18 protein-coding genes are annotated in these 22029 nt (G+C 72.7%); 10 read left to right on the plus strand and 8 right to left on the minus strand.

Going from position 1 to position 22029, the window contains the following annotated elements; all coding sequences use genetic code 11:
• Positions 1 to 155: 155 nt before the first annotated feature.
• The 5 genes from ACFY5B_RS10060 to ACFY5B_RS10080 are packed head-to-tail and all read left to right on the plus strand — an operon-like array spanning position 156 to position 8414.
• The gene (locus ACFY5B_RS10060; protein WP_389967725.1) at positions 156 to 1025 is read left to right on the plus strand and encodes an alkaline phosphatase family protein; all 870 of its coding nucleotides are present in this window, start codon (positions 156 to 158) and stop codon (positions 1023 to 1025) included.
• The gene (locus ACFY5B_RS10065) at positions 1022 to 3955 is read left to right on the plus strand and encodes a glycoside hydrolase family 2 TIM barrel-domain containing protein (protein WP_389967228.1); all 2934 of its coding nucleotides are present in this window, start codon (positions 1022 to 1024) and stop codon (positions 3953 to 3955) included. Before ACFY5B_RS10060 ends, ACFY5B_RS10065 begins: the two co-directional genes overlap by 4 nt.
• A 34-nt stretch (positions 3956 to 3989) precedes the next feature.
• Positions 3990 to 5825, plus strand: a complete 1836-nt coding sequence (locus tag ACFY5B_RS10070; RefSeq protein WP_389967231.1) for a LamG-like jellyroll fold domain-containing protein — start codon at positions 3990 to 3992, stop codon at positions 5823 to 5825.
• A gap of 25 nt (positions 5826 to 5850) precedes the next feature.
• Complete coding sequence (locus tag ACFY5B_RS10075; protein ID WP_389967234.1) at positions 5851 to 7533, plus strand: PHP domain-containing protein; 1683 nt, start codon at positions 5851 to 5853, stop codon at positions 7531 to 7533.
• A 53-nt stretch (positions 7534 to 7586) separates the two neighbouring features.
• On the plus strand, positions 7587 to 8414 hold the full coding sequence (locus tag ACFY5B_RS10080) for a PaaX family transcriptional regulator C-terminal domain-containing protein (RefSeq protein WP_389967237.1): 828 nt from the start codon (positions 7587 to 7589) through the stop codon (positions 8412 to 8414).
• On the opposite strand, the gene ACFY5B_RS10085 is transcribed toward ACFY5B_RS10080, so the two are convergent.
• From ACFY5B_RS10085 to ACFY5B_RS10100, 4 genes are read right to left on the minus strand one after another with little or no spacing between them, the layout of a single operon-like run.
• On the minus strand, positions 8405 to 8860 hold the full coding sequence (locus ACFY5B_RS10085; protein WP_389967240.1) for a MaoC family dehydratase: 456 nt from the start codon (positions 8858 to 8860) through the stop codon (positions 8405 to 8407). The genes ACFY5B_RS10080 and ACFY5B_RS10085 overlap by 10 nt on opposite strands.
• 8 nt (positions 8861 to 8868) lie before the next feature.
• The gene (locus ACFY5B_RS10090) at positions 8869 to 10371 is read right to left on the minus strand and encodes a long-chain fatty acid--CoA ligase (RefSeq protein WP_389967243.1); all 1503 of its coding nucleotides are present in this window, start codon (positions 10369 to 10371) and stop codon (positions 8869 to 8871) included.
• A 10-nt stretch (positions 10372 to 10381) separates the two neighbouring features.
• Positions 10382 to 11257 (minus strand): amidohydrolase family protein, encoded by an 876-nt coding sequence (locus ACFY5B_RS10095; protein ID WP_389967727.1) that lies wholly within the window; start codon positions 11255 to 11257, stop codon positions 10382 to 10384.
• An 11-nt stretch (positions 11258 to 11268) separates the two neighbouring features.
• A complete protein-coding gene (locus ACFY5B_RS10100) occupies positions 11269 to 12186 on the minus strand; it encodes an SDR family NAD(P)-dependent oxidoreductase (protein ID WP_389967246.1) in 918 nt (305 codons plus the stop codon).
• A gap of 189 nt (positions 12187 to 12375) precedes the next feature.
• On the opposite strand from ACFY5B_RS10100, the gene ACFY5B_RS10105 reads away from it, so the two are divergent.
• The 4 genes from ACFY5B_RS10105 (at position 12376) to ACFY5B_RS10120 (ending at position 16341) form a co-directional block, all read left to right on the plus strand.
• Entirely contained in the window at positions 12376 to 12801 is a 426-nt protein-coding gene (locus tag ACFY5B_RS10105; protein ID WP_389967729.1) for a MarR family winged helix-turn-helix transcriptional regulator, read from the plus strand.
• Positions 12802 to 12881: 80 nt separating this feature from the next.
• On the plus strand, positions 12882 to 14228 hold the full coding sequence (locus ACFY5B_RS10110; protein WP_389967249.1) for an MFS transporter: 1347 nt from the start codon (positions 12882 to 12884) through the stop codon (positions 14226 to 14228).
• The gene (locus ACFY5B_RS10115; protein WP_389967252.1) at positions 14225 to 15601 is read left to right on the plus strand and encodes an alpha/beta hydrolase family protein; all 1377 of its coding nucleotides are present in this window, start codon (positions 14225 to 14227) and stop codon (positions 15599 to 15601) included. The genes ACFY5B_RS10110 and ACFY5B_RS10115 overlap by 4 nt, the downstream gene beginning before the upstream one ends.
• Positions 15598 to 16341: an IclR family transcriptional regulator gene (locus tag ACFY5B_RS10120; RefSeq protein WP_389967255.1), complete on the plus strand. Its 744-nt coding sequence runs from the start codon at positions 15598 to 15600 to the stop codon at positions 16339 to 16341. Before ACFY5B_RS10115 ends, ACFY5B_RS10120 begins: the two co-directional genes overlap by 4 nt.
• A gap of 37 nt (positions 16342 to 16378) precedes the next feature.
• Here ACFY5B_RS10120 and ACFY5B_RS10125 read toward each other — a convergent pair whose 3' ends face one another.
• From ACFY5B_RS10125 to ACFY5B_RS10140, 4 genes are all read right to left on the minus strand, one after another.
• Complete coding sequence (locus ACFY5B_RS10125; protein ID WP_389967258.1) at positions 16379 to 17230, minus strand: oxygenase MpaB family protein; 852 nt, start codon at positions 17228 to 17230, stop codon at positions 16379 to 16381.
• 74 nt (positions 17231 to 17304) lie between these two features.
• Complete coding sequence (locus ACFY5B_RS10130; RefSeq protein WP_389967260.1) at positions 17305 to 18186, minus strand: SDR family oxidoreductase; 882 nt, start codon at positions 18184 to 18186, stop codon at positions 17305 to 17307.
• Between the two features lie 48 nt (positions 18187 to 18234).
• The gene (locus ACFY5B_RS10135; protein ID WP_389967263.1) at positions 18235 to 19854 is read right to left on the minus strand and encodes a phytoene desaturase family protein; all 1620 of its coding nucleotides are present in this window, start codon (positions 19852 to 19854) and stop codon (positions 18235 to 18237) included.
• Entirely contained in the window at positions 19847 to 20356 is a 510-nt protein-coding gene (locus ACFY5B_RS10140; RefSeq protein ID WP_389967266.1) for an SRPBCC family protein, read from the minus strand. Before ACFY5B_RS10140 ends, ACFY5B_RS10135 begins: the two co-directional genes overlap by 8 nt.
• Positions 20357 to 20608: 252 nt before the next feature.
• Between ACFY5B_RS10140 and ACFY5B_RS10145 the strand changes: the two genes are divergently transcribed.
• Positions 20609 to 22003, plus strand: a complete 1395-nt coding sequence (locus ACFY5B_RS10145) for a glycoside hydrolase family 16 protein (protein ID WP_389967269.1) — start codon at positions 20609 to 20611, stop codon at positions 22001 to 22003.
• Positions 22004 to 22029: the final 26 nt, after the last annotated feature.

The raw sequence follows: 22029 nt of genomic DNA on the forward strand, positions 1-22029 counted from the left end.
CCCCGTAGGGGCGCGGGGAACTGCGCGACCAGCCACGACGGACACGCAGCCAAGAACCGGCCAGCGGTCCCGAGCTCTTGGTAACCACACGAGAGAGGCACTCAGTGACGGACGTCAACACCGAGAGCCGACGCCCCAAGGTGCTCGTCGTCGGCATGGACGGCCTGCGCTACGACCGGCTGACCCGCTCCCCTTCCACCGCGCCCGTGCTGCACCACCTGATGGCCACGGGCGCCCACGGAACGAGCCTGCTGCCCTACGGCCGGGCCGACGACGACCCCTCGGACGGCACGGCCTACACCGACTCCGGACCCGGCTGGTCGAGCATCCTCACCGGGGTGTGGCCCGACCGCCACGGCGTCACCGGCAACGATTTCAAAGGTGCCGACTACGCCCGCTACCCCGACTTCCTGACCCGCGCCGGCACCGCCCGGCCCGGTCTGCGCACGGCGGCCGCGGTGTCCTGGCCGGCACTCGTCCGCCGCGGCACCCTCGGCCGGGCCATCGGCCGCCGTGTGCGCCCCAACGGTGAACGCAGGGGATACGCAACCGCGGACCGCCGCGTCGCCCGCACCGTCCTGCGCTGGCTCACCGAGGGCGACCCGGACGCCCTGTTCGTGTACTTCGGCGCCACCGACGAGGCCGGGCACGCCACCGGCCCCCTCTCCCCCGCCTACGACCGGGCCCTGCTCGACCAGGATGCCCACCTCGGGCGGCTGCTGGCGGCGATCGACGCCCGGCGCGCACGCCCGGGGCGCGCCGAGGAGCGCTGGACCGTACTGGTCACCACCGACCACGGGCATCTCGACGCCGGTGGCCACGGCGGCGACTCGCATGCCGAACGGGAGGTCTTCGTCATCCTCGCCGAGCCCGGCGGACACGCGGGCAACCGGCTCGACACGCCCCGCCTCATCGACATCGCCCCCACCGTCCTGGACCGTCTCGGCATCCCCGTCGACCCCGCCTGGGGCCTGCAGGGCCGCGTCCTGCCCCGCCCCACAGCACCGACTTCGGAATGGTCATGACCGACGAACGCCCCGATCCCCTCATCGCCCTGCGTCCCTGGGAAGCCCCCGAGGTGACCTCCTGGGGCCGGCTGCCGATGAACGCCGTCGACCGGCGCCCCGGAGCCGTCCTGCTCGACGGCGACTGGCGCTTCCAGCTGCTGCCCGCGCCGGACGCCCCGCTCGGGGAGGTCTGGTCGTCGTCGTACGTGCCCGGTGTGTGGACCATGCAGGGCACAGACGACCTCCCGCGGTACCTCAACATCCGCATGCCGTTCGCCGAGTTCCCGCCGCACGTGCCCGCCGCCAACCCGACCGGGGTGTACGAGCGTTCCGTGGACGTGCCGGCCGAGTGGGCCGGGCGGCGGATCGTGCTTCAGGTCGGGGCCGCCGAGAGCGTACTGCTGGTGCACGTGGACGGGCGGCCGGTCGGGATCTCCAAGGACTCGCACCTGGCCGCCGAGTTCGATCTGACGGGCCTCATGCGCCCCGGGGAGCGGGCCACCGTGCGCCTGACCGTGGTGAAGTGGTCGGACGCCTCGCACATCGAGGACCAGGATCAGTGGTGGCACGGCGGGGTCACCCGCTCGGTGCTGCTGTACGCCGTCGACCCGCTGCACCTCGCGGACGTGACCGTGCGGGCCCGGCGGGACGGCGACCTGCTGGTGGAGTGCCGGGTGCGGAACGCGGGCGGGGCGCTGCCCGAGGGCTGGTACGTCAGCGGTGAGCTGGAGGGGCACCTGCTCACGCAGGACGCGGAGTTCGACCGGGCCAACGCCGAGGACGAGCGCGTCTCCGGCTTCCTCGGCGAGGCCCGGCTGCGCGCCGCCGTGCCGGAGGTGCGCACCTGGAACGCCGAGACGCCCGAGCTGTACGGCCTGACCGTCCGCCTGCACCGCGCCGACGGCACCGTCGCCGACACCTCACGGCACCGCGTCGGCTTCCGCGACGTGGAGATCAACGGCCGGGACCTGCTGGTCAACGGCGAGCGGGTGTTCATCCGGGGCGTGAACCGGCACGACTTCCATCCGCTGACCGGGCGGACGGTGACGTACGACGACATGCGCGCGGACCTCGTCCTGCTGAAACGCTTCGGCTTCAACGCGATCCGCACCGCGCACTACCCGAACGACCCGGCCTTGTACGACCTGGCCGACGAGCTCGGGTTCTACGTCGTCGACGAGGCGGACATCGAGTCCCACGACCACGCGCACGAGATCGCCGACGACCCGCGCTATCTGGGCGCCTTCGTGGACCGGGTCTCACGGATGGTGCTGCGGGACAAGAACCACCCGTCCGTCATCATCTGGTCGCTGGGCAACGAGTCCGACTACGGCGCGAACCACGACGCGGCGGCGGGCTGGGTGCGCCGGCACGACCCGACCCGGCCGGTGCAGTACGAGGGCGCGGCCAAGCGCGGCTGGGCGGATCCGGACCTGGCCTCCGACATCGCCTGCCCCATGTACGCGCCGCTGGAGGAGTGCCTGGCGCACGCCCTGTCCGGCACCCAGACCAAGCCCCTCATCCAGTGCGAGTACTCGCACGCCATGGGCAACAGCAACGGCACGCTGGCGGACCATTGGGCGGCCATCGAGGCCACCCCGGGTCTTCAGGGCGGGTTCATCTGGGAGTTCTGGGACCACGGCATCCTCCAGCGTGTGAACGACGGCAGACCGGCCGGGCGTGGGGGCGCCGGGCTCTATGACAACGGTGTCGCCGCGCCCGGGCATCGCTGGGCCTACGGCGGCGACTTCGGGGAGACGGACCACGACGGCGCCTTCATCGCCGACGGTGTCGTCTTTCCCGACCGGACCCCCAAGCCCGTGATGTTCGAGCACCGGGAGATCGCCGCGCCGGTGCGCATCGACTGCTTCCGGCACGAGGGCGTCGTGCTGGGCAACCACCAGCACTTCCGGGGCCTGGACTGGCTGTCCGGCGAGTGGGAGCTGTCCCTCGCCGACGGCACCGCCCTGACGGCGCCCGCCGAGCTGCCCGATCTCAGGCCGGGTGAGACGGCCGCGGTGCCCCTGCCGTTCGAGCTGCCCGCGGAGGGCGGCGAGGCGTGGCTGACGCTGCGGGTCACGACGGCCGGGGACGAGCCGTGGGCGCCGCGCGGCACGGTCGTGTGCCTGCCGCAGGTGCGGCTGCGGGCGGCACTCCCGCCGCCGTACACCCGGGTCCCGGACGGTGTGGTCGAGGTCGACGACGAGGGGCTGCTCGTCCATCCGCTGCTGACGGCCGCGCCCGTGCTGTCGCTGTGGCGGGCACCGACCGACAACGACGAACTCGGCGGCATGGCGGCCCGCTGGCGGGACTGGGGGCTGGAGGCGCCCACCCGCGAGGTCGTCTCCGTGCGGCGTGATCCGGGCCGGGTGACCGTGGTGTGCGACTACGTCTGCGCGGGCGGGACCGTCCGGCACGAGCAGGTGCTGACGGCCGTGGGCGGCGGGCTGATCGTGGACGAGTGCGCCGAACTGCCCGAGGCGCTGCACGACGTGGCCCGGGTGGGGACCGTGTTCGAGACGGTCCCCGGGCTGAACCTGCTGGAGTGGTTCGGGCAGGGCCCCTGGGAGTCGTATCCGGACCGGGCCGCCGGGGCGCCCGTCGGCCACCACTGCCTCCCGGTGGACGAGCTGTTCACGCCCTATCTGCGGCCGCAGGAGAGCGGAGGGCGGCACGGTGTACGGCGGTTCACGCTGTCCGCGCCGGACGCCACCGGGCTCGCGGTGCGGCTGGACCGGCCCCGGCAGGTCTCCGTGACCCGGCACCGCGCGGCCGGTCTCGCCGCCGTCGCACACCATGACGAACTGGTGCCGCGGGCCGGGTGCGTGGTGCACATCGACGCGGCGCACCGCGGGCTCGGCACGGCGTCGTGCGGGCCCGACACCTTCGCTTCCCATCTCGTCGCGACAGGCGTCCATCGCTGGAGCTGGACACTGCGCGTTCTCTGAGTTCCTCCCCTCTCAGTCACCCCATGGAGCACCCATGTGCGTTTCGCATGACCACGACCCGGGCGAAGCGCCCCAGGCCGGTGCCGGAAGACGCGGTTTCCTCCGCGCCACCGCGCTGCTCGGCGCGACCGCCGCCGCTGTGACCGCACTGCCGGCCGTCGCGGCGCAGGGGGCGCCCGCGAGCTGGCGTCCCGACCCGCGCAGCCGCCGCTTCACGCTCGCGGTGATGCCGGACACGCAGTACCTCTTCGACGGCCCGAGCATCGACAAGGCGCCGGTCGAGGCCTCGCTGCGCTATCTGCTGGAGCACGGCCGGGAGGAGAACATCGTCTTCCTGTCCCACCTCGGCGACCTCACGCAGAACGGCGTGACGGAGGAGTTCGCGGCGATCGGCGATGCGTTCCGGCTGCTGGACCGGCGGGGCGTCGGCTACAGCGTCCTGGCCGGCAACCACGACGTGAAGTCGTCGACGACCGACCAGCGCGGCGCGACCCCGTATCTGGACGCCTTCGGGCCGCAGCGGTTCGAGGGGAAGCCGACGTTCGGCGGCGCCTCCCCGGACGGCTACAACACCTGCCACCGGTTCGAGGCGGGCGGCCGGGAGTGGCTGGTGCTCGCGCTGGACTGGCGGCTGTCGCCGCAGGGTTACACGTGGGCGAAGGGTGTCCTGGCGCAGCACCCGAAGACGCCGGTGATCCTCACCACCCACGAACTGGTGGTCGAGGACGACACGTTGTCGGACTACGGGCAGCAGCTGTGGGACCGGCTGATCGAGGACCACGACCAGATCTTCCTGGCCCTCGGCGGGCACTACTGGCCCGCCGGGCGCGCGACGCGCAAGAACGCGGCCGGGCACGACGTCCATCTGCATCTGACGAACTACCAGAACCGCTACTTCGGCGGCGCGGCGATGATCCGTCTGTACCGGTTCGACCTGGACCGCGGCGTCATCGACGTGGAGACGCTCTCGCCGTGGATCCTGGGCCGGGCCGCGAAGGGGCTCAACGAGCTGGAACGGCGGGAGATGGAGCTGAGCGGCGACGCCGACCGGTTCTCCGTCGAGATCGACTTCGAGGAGCGCTTCTCCGGTTTCGCGCCCGTGCCCGCCCGTCCCGCCCGGCCCGCGTCGAAGCTGCTCGTCCCGGGCACGATGGCGTACTGGCGCTTCGACGAACCCGTCGACGGCACGGCCGGGAGGGTCCGCGACCTGTCCGGCCGGGGCAACGACCTCACGTTGGTCACCGTGGGCGGCGGCACGCTGGGCTGGTCGGCCGACCACCACCCCGACCAGCCGGGCCACGGCAGCCTGGAGTTCCAGGGGTTCAAGTCCCCGCTGAAGGGCGCCTACCTGCGCACGGTCGACGGCGCCCCGCTGAACAAGGCCACCTTCGGGGACGGTTACACCATCGAGGCGTTCTACCGGCTGCCCGCCGACTGGGATCCGGACCACAACGCCTGGTCGGGTCTGGTCTCCCGCACGGGCACGGGCGGCGCCGCCGGGAAGACCGCCGACGACCCGGACGAGCCGCTGGCCACGCTGTCACTGTCCAACGACCGTGAGCCGCAGTGGGCGATGCGCCCGCTGAACCAGCAGGGCATCGCGACCAACTGGGGCCAGGAGACGCCGCTGGAGACCTGGTGGCACCTGGCGGTCGTCAACGACGGCAGGCACACCACGCTGTACGTCGAAGGTTGCCCGGTGGTCCGCAACCCCAAGGCGTCCGCGGTCGGCATCACCTCCGTCGGGCTGCCGTGGCTGCTGGGCGGCTACGAGTACGGCGGGAAGATCGACCAGATCCTCCACGGCCGGCTGGGCGACGTCCGGATCGTCGCCCGGGCGCTGCCCGTCACCTCTTTCATGAACCACTGACCTCACAGAACGCCGAGGATCCGTCATGACCGAGCAGCAACTGCCCGCCTGGGCCGATCCCACCGTCTCCCCCGCCGTCCTCGATCCCCAGGGCGTGTCCCGCCGCGGGCTGCTGCGCCGCGCGGGCCTGTTCGGCGCCGCGTTCGCCCTCGGCTCGGCGGCGACTTCCCGGACACCCGCCCTGGCCGCCGGTGACAGCGGCCGGCCGGGCGGTGAGGACCCGCGCCTGGCCTACCTCGTCGGCGACCACCACATCCACTCCGTCTACAGCCACGACGCCAAGTACACCTTCTCCCAGCTGGCCGCGAAGGGCGCGGAGTACGGCCTGGACTGGATGGTGTTCACCGAGCACTCCAACTTCGGGCACGCCGACTTCGGGGCCGCGCTGCAACACGAGGAAATCCTCCGGGCCCGTGCCGAGAACCCGCGGCAGCTGATCTTCCAGGGCCTGGAGTGGTACATCCCGGCCGCCGAGCACTGCACGGTGTTCGCCGCGCCCGGCCCGCACGAGGTCGACGTACTGACCCGCTTCGAGAGCGCCTACGACGGCAAGCTCCTCGCCTACGACAAGGGCGGCCCCGCCGACGCGGACACCGCCCGCAACGAGGCGCATGCCCTCAAGGGCATCAAGTGGCTCGCGGAGCAGCGTCGTTCGGGATACGTCGACGACGTGCTGGTGCTCGCCAACCATCCCATGCGCCTCGGGATCGACTCCCCGCACGAGATGCGCAACTGGCGGGACGCGGCGCCCGGGATCGTGATCGGCATGGAGGGCGCGCCCGGCGCCCAGGGCGCCGCCATCCCGGGTTGGCGGGGTGCCACGTCCATCCGAGGCGAGTACGAGAACAAGCCGTCCGCGCAGTCCTGGCCCGGCTACCCCGCGGACGCCTACCTCACGTACGGCGGCTTCGACTGGGCGACCGCGACCGTCGGCGGCCTGTGGGACTCGATGCTCGCCGAGGGCCGGCTGTTCTCGGTCACCACCAACTCCGACGCCCACCGGATCGTCTTCGACACCTGGAAGAACGGCGACTGGCGGCCCGGGCAGACCTTCGACAACACCGGCAGGCTGCCCGACCCGGTGAACACGGACACCCCGCAGCCGGGCAGCGACTTCTGGCCCGGCCAGTTCAGCCGTACGCACGTGGGCGTCACACGCTACGGCTACCGCGCGGTCATGTCGGGGATGCGCGCGGGCCGGGTCTGGCTGGACCACGGGCATCTGCTCGACGGGCTCGACGTCCGCCTGACCCGGGACTGCGACCGGTGCCGGGGCGTGACGCTCGGTGGCCGGCTGCGGGTCCGCAAGGGCGAGAGGCTCACGCTGAACGTCACGGTGACGACCGCCTCCCGGCCCAACCCGCGGGGAATCCTGCCCGAGTTGGCGCATGTGGACGTCATCCGCGGCGCGGTGCGCGGGCCGGTCGCCGACCGCGACGCCTGGCAGGCCCCGGACACGCGGGTCGTGCGGACCGAGGACGTCTCCGGCCGCAAGGGCACCTACAGCCTGCGGATCCCGCTGACCGCCGGCGAGGAGTCCTTCTACGTCCGGCTGCGCGGCAGTGACGGCAAACGGAACGGCACCGGGTACCTCGGCGCCTCGGTCGATCCGCACGGCCCGGTCCCGCACGCGCCCGGGGACGGCGACCCGTGGGCGGACACGTGGTTCTACTCGAACCCCGTGTTCGTCGACGTCGAGGAGGCCTGATCCCCGGGTACCAGCAGGTCACGGACCGATCGGGCGGAGGTACGGTGGGCCGCGTGACCGGTGAAGAGCCGCTGCGGCCCCAGTCCCTGATGCTGACGTTCCTGGGCGACCAGGTGCTCGGCCGTGACGTGTGCGTGTACTCGGGAAGCGTCATCGACGTGTTCGCCCGGGCCGGGATCGGCGAGCAGGCGACGCGCTCCACGCTGAGCCGTATGGCGGGCCGTGACCTGCTGCGCCGCCAGCGTGAGGGCCGCCGCATGTACTTCGGGCTGACCGAGCGCTCGGAGGCGGTGCTGCGCGACGGCGAGCATCGGATCTGGCGGACGGGTGCCGTCAACCGCCGGTGGGACGGCACCTGGACGCTGCTCGGCTTCTCCCTGCCGGAGTCCTGGCAGCGCCAGCGGCACGACCTGCGCTCCCGGCTGACCTGGAGCGGCTTCGGTCCGCTCTTCAACGGCCTGTGGATCGCTCCCGGCGAGGTCGACGTGTCGGCACTGGTGGCCGAGCTCGGCCTGTCCGCCCACGTGAAGGTCTTCCGGGCCCACGCGGACACCGGCACGGACATCGGCCGGATGATCGAGGAGACGTGGGAACTGTCCGACCTGGCCGGGCGCTACGGGGGGTTCGTACGGCGCTGGCAGCCGTGGGAGGACGACCTGCCGGACGCCGACGACGCCCTCGTGCTGCGGCTGCGGCTCCAGACGGAGTGGTTGCAGATCGTCCGGCGGGACCCACGGCTGCCCGTCGGCCACCTGCCGGACGACTGGCCGGCCGAACAGGCCGAGAAGACGTTCCGGACCGTGTACGAGCGGCTCTCACCGCTCGTACACGTCGCCTCGGAACGCCTTCTGGACCTGGTGCCCGCGCGGCCTCAGGCGTAGAACCGCGACAGGCTCTGCAGCACGGCGGCGGGCTTGGTGCCGCCTTCGATCTCGATGGCACCCTCGACGGTGATCTGCACACCGCCCGGCACCTCCTCGACCTCGGCGAGCCTCGCGGTCAGGCGGATGCGGGAGCCAACCTTGACCGGGGCGGGGAAACGCACCTTGTTGAGGCCGTAGTTGACCTTCGTCGTCACTCCCTGGACGTCCAGCAGCTCGGTGAACAGGGGAATGAAGAGGGACAGCGTGAGGTAGCCGTGCGCGATGGGTGCGCCGAAGGGACCGTCCTTGGCGCGCTCGGGGTCCACATGGATCCACTGGTGGTCGCCCGTGGCGTCGGCGAAGGTGTCGATGCGCTCCTGCGTCACCTCGATCCACTCGCTGGTGCCGAGGTCGCCGCCGGCGAGCTTCTTGAGTTCGTCGAGACCGTTGACGGTGATGCTCATACGGATCCTTAACTCTGGCCGTAGCGCGTACGGACACGGGACTTGAGGAGTTTTCCGGAGGCGGTGCGCGGGAGTTCGTCCGCGAGGACCACCGACTTCGGGATCTTGTACTTGGCCAGGTGGCCCGCGAGCGACGCGAGCACCTCGTCGGGGTCGAGGGCGGCGCCCTCGCGGGGCACGACGACCGCGCGCGGCACCTCGCCCCACTTGTCGTCCGGCACCCCGATCACCGCGCACTCGGCGATGTCCGGATGGGCGAGGAGCCGGTCCTCGATCTCGGCGGGGTAGACGTTCTCGCCGCCCGAGATGATCATGTCTTTGATGCGGTCGACGATGTGCACATAGCCGTCCTCGTCGACGTGTGCCGCGTCGCCGCTGCGGAACCAGCCGTCGGCGAAGGAGGCGGCGGTCTCCTCGGGCAGCCCCCAGTAGCCGGGCATGACGTGCGGGCCGCGCACGACGACTTCGCCGACCTCGCCGACGTCGGCCGGCGCGAGGTCCGGCCGCACGACGCGGACGTCGCTGAAGAAGTGCGGCACACCCGCCGATCCGGCCTTGCTCACGGCGTGCTCGGCGTCCAGGAACAGCGTGCCGGGGGCGGCCTCGGTCATGCCGTAGCCCTGGAGGAAGGTCAGGCCTCGCTCCTGGTAGGCGGCGATCAGCGGGGTGGGGACCGGGGAGCCGCCGCAGGTGAGGATGCGGAGCGAGGACAGGTCCGCTTCGGGCCAGCGCGGGTGGCGGGCCACCTGGTCGAACATCGTGGGCACGCCGAACATGAAGGTGATCCGGTGCCGTTCGATGAGGTCGAAGGTGGCGTCGGGGTCGAAGGCGTCGACCAGGACGCAGGTGCCGCCCTTCAGCAGGACCGGCAGCGTCAGCATGTTCAGCCCTGCCGTGTGGAACAGAGGGGCGGAGACCAGGGCGCGTTCGTCGGCGATCAGGTCGGTGTCGACGAGGACGTTGACCGCGTTCCAGATGAGGTTGCCGTGGGTGAGCATGGCGCCCTTGGGGCGGCCGGTCGTGCCCGAGGTGTACATGATGATGCAGGTGTCGTCGGCGCCGACCGGTTCGTCGACCGGCTCCCCGGGCGCCTCGGCTACGGCCGCCTCGTACTCGCCGCCGACCTCCAGGTAGACGCGTACGTCCGTGCTGCCGGGCAGGCCCGCGACCAGACCGGCGTAGGACGGGCCGTAGACGAGGGCCCGCGCGCCGGAGTCGGCGAGCTGGTAGGCGATCTCGGGGCCGGCGAGGCGGATGTTGAGCGGGACGAAGACCGCGCCGAGCGTGCCGGCCGCGAACAGGGTCTCCAGGTAGGAGGGATGGTTCGGGCCGAGGTAGGCGATGCGGTCGCCGCGGCGCACACCCCGGGCGCGCAGGGCGTGGGCCAGGCGGGTGGTGCGGTCGTACAGCGTGGCGTAGTCGGCCGATGTGTCGCCGTGGATCAGGGCGGTGCGGTGCGGGGTCTTGCGGGCCCGGCGTGCGGGCCACGACCCCAGTCCCTCGTTGCGCATGTCACGCCCCTTACGGTTTCGTCAGCCCGAGCAGGCGGGCCGCGTTCTCCTTGAGGATCTTCGGCCGGACCTCGTCCTTGATCGTCAGCTTGCCGAAGTCGGCGAGCCAGCGGTCGGGGGTGAGGACGGGGAAGTCGGAGCCGAAGAGCACCTTGTCCTTCAGCAGGCTGTTCGCGTACTGCACGAGCTGCGGCGGGAAGTACTTCGGCGACCAGCCGGACAGGTCGATGTGCACGCCCGGCTTGTGGGTGGCGACCGCCAGGGCCTCGTCCTGCCAGGGGAAGGACGGGTGCGCCAGGATGATCTTCAGGTGCGGGAAGTCGGCCGCCACGTCGTCCACGTGCAGGGGGTTGGAGTACTTCAGCCGGATGCCGCCCCCGCCGGGAACCCCGGCGCCGATGCCCGTCTGGCCGGTATGGAACAGGGCGATCGCGCCGGTCTCCTCGATGACCTCGTAGAGGTCGTACGCCACCGAGCGGTCGTTGGGGAAGAAGCCCTGGATGCTGGGGTGGAACTTGAAACCCTTCACGCCGTACTCCTCGACCAGGCGCCGCGCCTGCTTGACGCCCGCCTTGCCGCGGAAGGGGTCGATGGAGGCGAAGGGGATCAGTACGTCGGAATTGGCGGCGGCGGCTTCCGCGACCTCCTCGTTCGGGACGGGCGCCGTGCCGGTCGCGGACTCGGCGTCGACCGTGAAGATCACGGCGGCCATCTTCCGCTCGCGGTAGTAGGCGGCCGTCTCCTCCAGCGTCGGCTTCCGCTTGCCCTCCACCTTGAAGTAGGCGGAGGAGGCGTCGTGCAGATCGTCGTCCAGGGAGGAGTGCCCCTTGGAGGAGACCTCCGCGTGGGTGTGGACGTCGATCGCGACCAGTTCGTCGAGGTTCATGGACGGGGCCATCACGCCTCCGGGAACTCGGGCGCCGGGATGCCGACGGACTGGAGCTCGGCGCCGACCGAGGTGGGGAAGGCGTCGGCCAGGGCCTCGGGGGTCCAGCCGCCGTCGGCGTACGCCGCCCTGATCTCCTGCGGATGGGACCAGAGTGCCACCTTGTCGCCGCCGATGCCGATGGCCTGGCCGGTGACGCCCCGGGCGGCCTCCGACGCCAGGAAGGGGACCAGGGCGGCGCAGTCCTCGGGGGTGCCGAAGCCCTCCCCCTTGCGCAGGAAGTCCGGCAGCGGCTCACCGCTCTTCATGGCCTCGATGTACGGGGCGAAGGCGGGGATGGTCTCGGTCATCGCGGTGGCGGCGACGGGCACGATCGCGTTGACCGTGATGCCCGCGCGGCCCAGCTCCATCGACCAGGTACGGGCCATGGCCGCGATGCCGGCCTTGGCGGCGGCGTAGTTCGTCTGGCCGAAGTTGCCGCGCTGCCCGGCCGGGGAGCCGACCAGGATCAGCGAGCCGCCCTCGCCCTGCTCGCGCATCCGCACGGCGGCTGCGCGGGCGCAGGTGAAGGTGCCCTTGAGGTGGGTGGCGATCACCGCGTCGAAGTCCTCGTCGGTCATCTTCCACAGGACCTTGTCCCGCAGGATGCCCGCGTTGGTGACGAGGACGTCGAGCCGGCCGAACTCCTCGACCGCGCGGTTCACCAGCCGCTCGGCGGCCTCGGAGGTGCCGACCGGGACGACTTCGGCGACGGCCCTGCCGCCCGCTTCCGCGATGGACTTCACGGCCGCCTCGGCCACCGCCTCGTCGACGTCGTTGACGACCACGGACGCCCCGTGGGCGGCCAGGGCGTGGGCGTATGCGAGGCCGAGGCCGCGGCCACTGCCGGTGACGACGGCGACCTTGCCGGAGAGATCGATGCTGGGCACGGGTGGGTCCCTTCACACGGGTTCGACTGCGAGGTCGAAGCTAAGAGCAATAATTGTTGACGTCAATAGTTGTTGCTGACCCATGGGTGCGGGATGCTGGAATCAGCAGGAAGCAGCACCGAGCCCAGGGAGCCCGCCATCACACGCGAGAACGTCACCGCGAAGCCCATCGACGCCCACGAGCCGTGGATGCGCGGACTGCACGCCGACACCGGCTACCTGCTGTACCGCCTGGGCCTGCGCTCGGGGCAGCTCTTCAACGCCTGCCTCCAGGAATCCGGCCTGCGCCTGCGCCACTACGCGGTGCTGCGCTTCCTCGCCACCACCGACGGCGCCCTGCAGCGCGAACTCAGCGCCCGGCTCGGCTACGACCCGAGCGCGATCGTCGGCCTGGTCGACGACCTGGAGAAACTGGGCCTGGCCGAGCGGCGCCCCTCCCCCGACGACCGCCGCAGCCGGATCGTCGTCCTGACCGAGAGCGGCCGCGACCTCCTCCGCGACACCGACGAGGACGGCCAGCGCGTGACCGGTGAGCTGCTCGGCCCGCTGGACCCGGCCGAGCGCGAGACGCTGCACGCGTTGCTGCTGCGGATCGCGGAGAACGACCTGAACTGATGTTGTGCAAATGATTGACGGCTGCACGATGGATGCATAACTTCACGGACCAACCGCGCCCCGTCCCCAGGGAGCCCACCGTGCAGCCATCTCCGTCCACCCCCCAACCCTCCCCCGATTCCCGGCAGTTGCGCCGCGTCGCCGTGTCCGGCCTGCTCGGCACGACCGTCGAGTTCTACGACTTCCTCGTCTACGGCACCGTCGCCGCGCTCGTCTTCGGCGAGCTGTTCTTCCCGCGGGCCGACCCGGCCGTCGGCACCATCGCGGCGTTCGGCACCTTCGCCGCGGGCTATCTCGCCCGGCCGCTCGGCGGCATCGTCTTCGGGCACTTCGGCGACCGGATCGGCCGCAAGTCGATGATGCTGCTGACCATGGTCCTGATGGGGACCGGCAGCTTCCTCATCGGCCTGTTGCCGACGTACGACACCATCGGCGTCTGGGCGCCGGTGCTGCTGGTCGCCCTGCGCGTGGTGCAGGGCATCGCGATCGGCGGCGAGTGGGGCGGCGCGATGCTGATGGTCGTCGAACACGCCGAGCACGCCCGTGGTACCCGGCGCGGCCTGTGGTCCAGCTTCACCCAGCTCGGCGCCCCGCTCGGATCCGTGCTGTCGGCCGGTGTGGTCACGCTCGTCGCCACGCTGCCGGACGACGACTTCCGCTCCTGGGGCTGGCGGGTGCCGTTCCTGCTGAGCATCGTGCTGCTGGCCGTCGGCCTGTTCGTGCGTCTGAAGGTCGCCGAGAGCCCGCTGTTCGCACAGGTCAGGAGGGAGCCGGTGGACCGGCCCCCGATCGTGGAGGTGCTGCGCCGCCCGAAGCCCGTGCTGTTGGCCGCCTGCGTGGGCATCGGCGCGTTCACCGCCCAGTCGCTGCTGACCAGCTTCATGATCTCCTACGCCGTCGACGAGGGATACACCCGACCGCAGGTGCTGACCGCGGTGACCGTCGCCTCCTGCGTGGCCCTCGTCGTCCTGCCCGCCGCCTCCGCCCTGTCGGACCGTGTCGGGCGCCGGCCCGTCGTCCTCGCCGGGGCCGTCGCCTCGGCGGCGCTCGCCTTCCCGGTGCTGGCCCTGGTCGACTCCGGCTCGCCCGGCCTGCTGATCCTCGCGCTGGCCCTGGGCCACGGCGTCGCCCAGTCGACGATGTACGGCCCTCTGGGCGCCCTGCTCACCGAGATGTTCGGCACCCGCGTCCGCTACACCGGCGCCTCCCTCGGCTACCAGGGGGCGACTCTGATCGGCGCCGGGTTCTCCCCGCTGATCGCGGGCAGCCTGCTGGCCTCCTTCGGCGGCGGCAGCACCCCGGTGTCGCTGCTGCTGTGCGCCGGCGCGGCCGTCACCGCGGTCACCGTGTGGCGGCTGCGCGAGACGCACACGGACGCCCTGGACTCCCCCACCGCCGCCCCCGCCCTGGAAGGAACCCCGCTTTGAGGATCCGCCTCGCCTTACTGACGACCGCCTGCCTGGCCCTGGCGGCGACCGCCCTGCCCGCGCAGGCCGCCGACGCCACCGACGCCCACTTGGAGGGCGAGCTGTCTTCCGGCGCGCTGTACGTGATGGACGTGCCCGCGTCCTGGAACGGCACGGTGCTGCTGTACAGCCACGGTTACGCCCCGGCCGGATCCCCCAAGCGGGCCCAGAACACTCCGAGTACGGCCGCCCGGGACAAGCTGCTGGCCGAGGGCTACGCCCTGATCGGCTCCTCGTACGCGACGAACGGCTGGGCGATCACCGAGGCGGTGCCCGACCAGCTCGCCACGCTGGACCTGTTCACGCAGAAGTTCGGCGCGGCCCGGCGGACGCTGGCCTGGGGCACCTCCTACGGCGGCTTCGTCACCAGCATGCTCGCCGAGCGGCACGCCGGCCGCTTCGACGGATCGCTGTCGATGTGCGGGCTGGTGCAGGGCGGGGTCGCCAACTGGAACAGCACCCTGGACCCGGTGTTCGCGCTGCGCACCCTCCTCGCCCCGGACTCCGGTGTGCGGCTCGCGGGGTTCGCCGACCAGGCCGAGGCCGTCGCCGCGGCCAAGGCGCTCACCTCGAAGGTCGACGCGGCCCAGCAGACCCCCGAGGGCCGGGCCCGGATCGCCCTGGCCGCCGCCCTGCACAACATCCCCGGCCACAACGACGCCTCGCAGACCGAGCCGGGCCCCGGCGACTGGAAGACCGCGCAGTCCAACCAGTACGCCGCGGTACGGGGCCTGCTCCAACGGCCCGCGTTCAGCTGGCGGCAGGAGGCCGAGAGCCGTGCGGGCGGCAACCCGTCCTGGAACACGGGCGTCGACTACCGCTCGATGCTCGTACGCTCCCCGCTGTACAAAGAGGTGACGGAGCTCTACAAGGAGGCGGGACTGTCCTTGCGCACGGACCTCTCGGCTCTGGGCCGGGCACCCCGGGTCTCCGCCGACCCGTCGGCGGTGCGGTGGATGCGCAACACCAGCGTGCTCTCCGGCCGCCTCGGCGACCCCCAGCTGAACATCCACACCACCGGTGACGCCCTGATCCCGGTGCAGTCGGAGAGCGCCTACCGACGGGCCGCCACCGCCTCGGGCGCCGCCGGGCTGCTCCGCCAGGCGTACGTGGACGCGCCGGGCCACTGCACCTTCACCCCGGGCGAGACACTGGCCGCCCTGCACACCCTGGAGCACCGCCTGGACACCGGCCGCTGGGACACCTCGCCGGGCGCCCTCAACTCCCGCGCGAGGGCGGCGGACCCGACGGCGGAACCCCGTTACCTCACATACCGCCCGGCCCCCTACCCCCGCCCCTACGACCTCGCCCACCCGGGAGACGCCCGGCCATGACCGCCCCCACCGCGCCCGGCCGGCTGCTGTCCGTGCTCGCGGCCTTCGACCACGAGCATCCGGCGCTGTGCCTGACGGACATCAGCCGGCGGGCCGGGCTGAGCCTGACCACCGCGCACCGGCTGGTGGGCGCGCTCACCGAATGGGGCGCCCTGGAGCGGGACGCGTCCGGCGTCTACCACGTCGGGCTGCGGTTGTGGGAACTCGCCGCGCTGGCCCCACGCGGCCTCGCGCTGCGGCAGATCGCGCTGCCGTATCTGGAGGACCTGTACGAGGCGACGCACGAGAACGTGCAGTTGGCCGTGCGGGACGGCCGGGACGTCGTCTACATCGAGTGGCTGTCGGGGCGGTCGGCGGTGGGTGTGCACATCCGCGTCGGCGCCCGCTGGCCCCTGCACGCCACCGGGGTCGGCCTCGCCCTGCTGGCCCACGGCGACCCGGTGTTCCAGAAGGAGTACTGCGCGGGCGAACTCGCCTCCTTCACCCCGTACACGATCACCGAACCGGAGCGGCTGCGGCGGGTCCTCGCCGAGGTGCGCAGGTCGGGTGTGGCGGTGAGCGACCGTCAAGTCACGGAGGACGCCCTGTCGGTGGCCGCGCCGGTGCGCTGCGCGGACGGCACGGTGACCGCCGCCGTGTCGATCGTGGTGCCCCACGCCGACGCCCAGGTGCCGGTGCTGGGACCGGCGGTGCGGGTGGCGGCGCGGGGGATCTCGCGGGCGCTGGGGTGGCAGCCCTGAGCGGTGCCTGGCTCGACGCGCGCCGCACACCCCTGGTTCAGACTTCCCGGGCCGGTGTCATGGCCCAGCGGATGGTCCGGGTCAGGGCCCGGCCCGTGGGGCGCACGGCGAGGTCCTCGACGACCGGGACCCGGGGCAGCCACAGCATGCCGCGCGCCCAGGGCGGCAGCAGGGTGACGGCGTTCACGGCCAGCCCGCCGTAGAAGGGCCGGACTGCCAGGGGCAGGGGAGGCTGGAACAGCAGGAAGCGGGCGGCCGCCCGGGCCTCGGGCGTGGCCCGCAGTTCGGGCCGGTAGGCCGTCAGGCACTCGGCCAGTTCGGTGCGGCTTCGCGGCGGGTCGACCGCGCCCAGCGCCTCGGCGACGCGCGCGGTGTCGGCGACGTAGGCGTCGTAGCCCGCGTCGTCCAGCGGCCGGGCCCCGTAGCGTTCGTGGGCGCGCAGGAAGCTGTCCGTCTCGGCCGCGTGCACCCAGCCGAGCAGATGGGGATCGGCCGCGTGGTACGGCACGCCCTCCGCCGTCGTGCCACGGATCCGTTCGTGGATGCCGCGTACGTGGTCGACCGCCTGCTGGGCGTCCGCGGCGGTGCCGTACGTCGTGACGGCCAGGAAGGTGCTGGTGCGCTGCAACCGGCCCCACGGGTCGCCGCGGAAGCCGGAGTGACCGGCGACCGCCGCCATGGCGAGGGGATGCAGCGACTGCAGGAGCAGCGCGGTCAGCCCGCCGATGAACATCGAGGCGTCGCCGTGGACCGCGCGGATCGGCCGGTCGGGACCGAACCAGCGCGGGCCGGGGGTGTGGTGGATGCGGGCACGGGTCGCGGGCCCGCCCGGGCCCGCGACGCGGCGGAACAGCGCCTGGCCCAGCTGTTCTCGGACTCCGGTCAGCACGGTCGGCCTCCCTTCCCCTGATGACCAGTGTCCGGCATGACCGCGCCGGTCCGGGCCTGGCCGGTCACCCCCTGTCAGGCCCCTCCCCCGGCCGCCGCGCGGTCGGCCCGGCCCCCGGCGCCGAGCGGCCCGGTGTAGCGGACGGGGCCCGAAGCCTCCAGGCGGGGCAGTGCGCGGCGCGCCACGCGCAGCACCACCGGGGGCATGGCCGGGCGTATGGGCTGGGCCAGCCGCAGCCACGCGGGGGCGTAGACGGCTGTACGCCGCCGCTCCATGCCTTCGACCAGGCGGGCGGCGACGACCTCCACGGGGTACACGCGGCGGGCCGGTGGCGGCATGTGCAGGCGCAGTTCCCGCAGGACCGCGTACCGGTCGGCGTCGCGGATCATGTCGGTGTCCGTCCAGTTGAGGTACGCGATGCCGACCCCGACCCCACGGTGCGCCACCTCCGCCCGCAGGGAGTGCGCGAAGGCCTCGACCCCCGCCTTGGAGGCGCAGTAGGCGCTCATCAGCGGTGCGGCGCCGATCGACGCCAGGGAGGCGACCTGGAGGAAGTAGCCCGCCGTGTCGAGCAGGTCAGGCAGGAACGCCCGGGCGGTCTGGGCGCTGCCGGTGAGATTGACGTCGACCACGCGACGCCAGGCCGCCGGGTCGGAGGCCAGCAGGGAACCGCCCTCGGCGATGCCGGCGTTCGCCACCACCGCCGACGGGCGGCCGAGACCGTCCCGCACGGTCTGCGCCGCGGCGTCCAGCGCTGCGAGGTCGGTGACGTCGGCTTCCAGGCCGAGTGCCGGGCCCGGCAGCGAGGCGGCCACCGCGTCCAGGGCGGCCTTCTCGTGGCCGAGGAGCGCCACCCGGGCGCCGCGCCGGGCCACCTCGCGGGCCAGGGCCGCGCCCACGCCGCGGGCGGCTCCGGTGACGACGATCGTGCGGTCGGCGAGCGGGCTGCTGCGCATGGGCTGCCCTTTCTTCCCGCGTCGGGCCCCTCTCCCGGAGGGGCGGGGTCAGCGTCTGGCTCCGGTGCGGTCGCGGCGGGCCAGGATCCGCTGGGCGCCGGCGAGGCCGGGGGCCCGGTGACGGCGCAGGGCGGCCCGGGCGGCGTTGGCTCCGGGCGCGCCGTGCACCCCGCCGCCCGGGTGGGCTCCGGAGGAGGCGAGGTACAGGCCCGGTACCGGCGTCTCCGGGCGGCCGGTGCCCGGCAGGGGCCGGAAGACGAGCTGCTGGTGCATGGCGGTGGTGCCGCCGTTGATGGCGCCGCCCGCGAGATTGCCGTCGAGCGCCTCCAGGGTCGGGGGCGCCAGGATGCGGCGGCCGCGGATCAGCGAGCGGAAGCCGGGCGCGAAGCGCTCCACCTGGCGTTCGACGCGGTCGGCCATGAGTTCCTGGTCCTTGGTGCCCCAGCGGCCGGTGATGCCCTCGTCGGCGGCGTCGGCGGCGATCTCGTGGGGGATGTGCGTGTAGGCCCAGGCGGATTCGGTGCCCTGCGGGGAACGGGAGGCGTCGGCGGTGGTCATCTGGCCGAAGATCACGAACGGCCGGTCCGGCACCTGCCGCATGGCGATCTGCGCGGCGAAGCGGGTGAGCTCGTCCATCCCGTCGGAGAGGTGCACGGTACCGGCCCGGGATGCCTGCTCGCTCTGCCAGGGCACCGGGCCGTCGAGCGCCCAGTCGACCTTGAACGTGGCGAAGTCCCACTGGAAGCGCCGCAGGTCGTCGAGGGTCTGCGCGGGCAGGTGCTCGGGCTCGACGAGTTCGCCGTACAGGAGGGGCACCGACACGTCCGCCAGCACCGCCCGGCGGGCCCGCACCGCGTCACCGGCCGCCGTGCGCACGCCGAGCGCCCGCCCGCCGCCGATGACGACCCGCTCGACGCGCTGCCCGCAGCGCACCCGTCCGCCCCGGGACTCCAGGCGGCGCACCAGGGCCGAGGTCAGCGCGCCGGAACCGCCGACCGGGACCGGGAAGCCGTAGCTCTGGCCCAGCATGGCCATCAGCCAGCCGAAGCCGCCACTGCCCGCCGACTCGGGCGCGAGGTCGGCGTGCAGGGCGTTGCCGGCCAGCAGCAGGCGCCCGCCCTGGCCGCGGAACTCCTCCTCGCCCAGGCGGCGCACCGGCAGGACCAGGGAGCGGGCCATGCGCAGTCCGCCCGCGGCCCGCAGCCGCAGCGCCAGCCGGGCGGTCGCGCGCACGGGCGGGAACGGGGTGAACAACGCGTCCAGGAGGTCGGGGCGCAGGCTCTCCCACACGTCGTGGAGCCGCTGCCAGGCGGCTCCGTCGCCCCGCTCGAAGGCGTCGAGGGACGCGGCGGTGGTGTCCACGTTCCGGTCCAGGACTGCGCAGCTGCCGTCGGTGAGGGGGTGGGCCACCACGCTGGGGGCGTGGCTCCAGCGCAGTCCGTGCTCCTCGGGGCGCAGCGCGGCCAGGACGGGCGAGGCGGCGGCGAGAGGGTAGAAGGAACTGAACAGGTCGTTGACGAACGCCGGGTCGACGCCCCGGTCGTGGCGCACGGCGCCGCCCGGTTCGGGCTGCTCCTCCAGCACCTCGACGTGCCACCCGGCGTCCGCGAGGACGTTGGCGGCGACCAGGCCGTTGGGGCCCGCGCCGATCACCACGGCGTCAGGCATGGTGGGCCCCGCCCGTGTCGGGACCGATGGTCACCTGGCCGAGGCCGCGGCGGGTTCCTCCCGGGACCTGTGCCTCCGCCTCGCACAGCCTGGCCAGCCGGGCCAGCATGGCACGGTGGCGCAGCTGGATCAGCGCCTCGAAACCGACGTTGTGCAACCGGCCGCCCGTGCCGCGCAGCGGATGCTCGTCCACGATCACCAGGCAGTGCTCGCCCCAGGGCCGCAGCTCGATCGCGATGCGTGCCGTGCCGAGCGGACCGGCGTGGGCCTCCAGCTCCAGCCGGGAACCTTCCTCGCAGTCGCGGACGGTCGTCTCGTTGTTGAGCCGCATCGGGCCGAGCCGGACCTCGTAGCGGATCGCCGCTCCGGTACGTGGCCACTGTCCGCGCACGGGGTGGGATCCGGAGGTGCCCACCACCCACTCGGCGTAGCGGTTGCCGTCGGCAAGGACGTCCCACACGGCGCCCGGGCCGACTCGGATCAGGTGATGGCGAACGGCCACGGATGCCTCCAGCTGCCTCGACCGGTAGTCCGTCGACCCCCGAGTGCCCCGGAACCTCTTGTTCAACAGCGCGGAGCCCGGCCCGGGGCCGGACCCTGCAGTCCCGTTCAAGGAGTGCACTCATGCTCAGCCCCGCACCAATCCCGGCTTTACCTCTTGACGGCCCAGACCGCGTGGAGCACATTGACGGCACTTTGAGAGCGCTCTCAAGCGTGCTCTCACCCCCGTCTCCCTTCCGAGAGGCATCCCCACATGAGCGACACCACCGGCACCTCCCCGAGACGGCGTCCGCTGCGGCGGGCGTTCGTCGCCGTGGTCAGCACCCTCGGGCTCGCGGCGGCCGCCACCATGGTCGCCAGCCCGTCCGCGAACGCCTCCGCGCCCCCACCCCCGTCGGGCTGGACGCAGCTGTTCGTGGACGACTTCAACGGCGCCGCCGGCTCCGGCGTCAACACCTCCGACTGGCAGTACGCGACCGGCAAGGGCTACCCGGGCGGCCCCGCGAACTGGGGCACCGGCGAGATCGAGACGATGACGAACAGCACGGACAACGTCTCGCTCGACGGCAACGGCAACCTGCGCATCACGCCCCGGCGGGACGCCGCCGGCAACTGGACCTCCGGGCGGATCGAGACCAACCGCACCGACTTCCGGCCTCCGGCCGGCGGCAAGCTCCGCGTCGAGTCGCGCATCCAGGTACCGAACGTCACCGGCGCCGCCGCCAAGGGTTACTGGCCTGCGTTCTGGATGCTGGGCGGCCCGTACCGCGGCAACTACTGGAACTGGCCGGCCGTGGGCGAGCTGGACATCATGGAGAACACCCAGGGCATGAACACGGTGTTCGCCACGATGCACTGCGGCACCTCCCCGGGCGGCCCCTGCAACGAGACCAGCGGCATCGGCGGTTCGACCACCTGTCAGGGCAGCTCCTGCCAGGCCGGCTTCCACACGTACCGGATGGAGTGGGACCGCTCGACGGGCGTCGAGGAGATCCGCTTCTACCTCGACGGCGTCAACTACCACACGGTGCGCGCGAATCAGGTCGACGCGACGACCTGGAAGAACGCCACCGACCACGGCTTCTTCGTCATCCTGAACGTCGCGATGGGGGGCGGCTTCCCCGACGCGTTCGGCGGTGGCCCCGACGCCGGAACGCAGCCGGGGCACGCGATGGTCGTCGACTACGTGCAGGTGCTGTCGTCCGGCGGCGGCACCACGCCCCCGCCGACCGGGAACCGCGACGCCTACTCCACCATCCAGGCCGAGTCCTACGACGGCCAGTCCGGCGTGCTCACCGAGACGACGGCCGACTCCGGCGGCGGGCAGAACGTCGGCGCGCTCGCGGGCGGCGACTGGCTGCACTTCAAGGGCGTGAACTTCGGCTCCTCGGCGGCCCGGCAGTTCAACGCCCGGGTCGCGAGCGGAGCGGCGGGCGGCGTCAGCGGACTGGTCGAGGTGCGGCTGGACAACCGGAGCAACCCGCCCGTCGGGAGCTTCGCGGTCGGCAGCACCGGGGGCTGGCAGTCGTGGCGGACCGTCCCGGCGAACATCAGCGCCGTGACGGGCACGCACGACGTGTATCTGACCTTCACCAGCGGTCAGCCGGCCGACTTCGTGAACGTCAACTGGTTCACCTTCGGGCACTGACGGCCCTCTGGCTCATCGGGAAGGGG

Origin of the sequence: Streptomyces sp. NPDC013187, from assembly GCF_042899705.1 — a bacterium.
In the GTDB taxonomy this organism is placed as follows: Bacteria; Actinomycetota; Actinomycetes; order Streptomycetales; family Streptomycetaceae; genus Streptomyces; species Streptomyces hawaiiensis_A.